This window comes from Pseudomonas sp. BP01 (assembly GCF_022760795.1).
GTDB classification, from domain to species: Bacteria; Pseudomonadota; Gammaproteobacteria; order Pseudomonadales; family Pseudomonadaceae; genus Aquipseudomonas; species Aquipseudomonas putida_Q.
In genome coordinates this window covers 1-255 of the sequence record NZ_JAFBKA010000145.1, presented here as the reverse complement: position 1 = coordinate 255, position 255 = coordinate 1, and the positions used below count along the sequence as shown (strand labels likewise).

General features: G+C 60.8%; 1 protein-coding gene. It reads right to left on the bottom strand.

Features of this window, described 5'->3' with window-relative positions:
• Positions 1 to 255: POTRA domain-containing protein (locus JOY50_RS28865; RefSeq protein WP_310738342.1), on the bottom strand; the 255-nt coding region annotated here is incomplete at both ends.

Sequence of the window (255 nt, the reverse complement as noted above, 5' to 3'; positions counted from 1 at the left end):
GCAGCTCGTTACGCACGCCTTCAAGGGTGGCACGCTGGAAGATTTCGCCTTCGGCCAGGCCCGATTGCTTGAGGCCCTTCATCAGGTCTTCGGTGCTGATCGCCTTGTTGCCTTCGATCTCGATGCTCGACACCGACGGGCGCTCGACCACGTTGATGATCAGCACATTGCCATCGCGGTTCAGCTGGATGTCCTGGAAGAACCCGGTCTTGAACAGGGAACGGGTCGAGTCCACCAGGCGGCGGTCATCGGCCT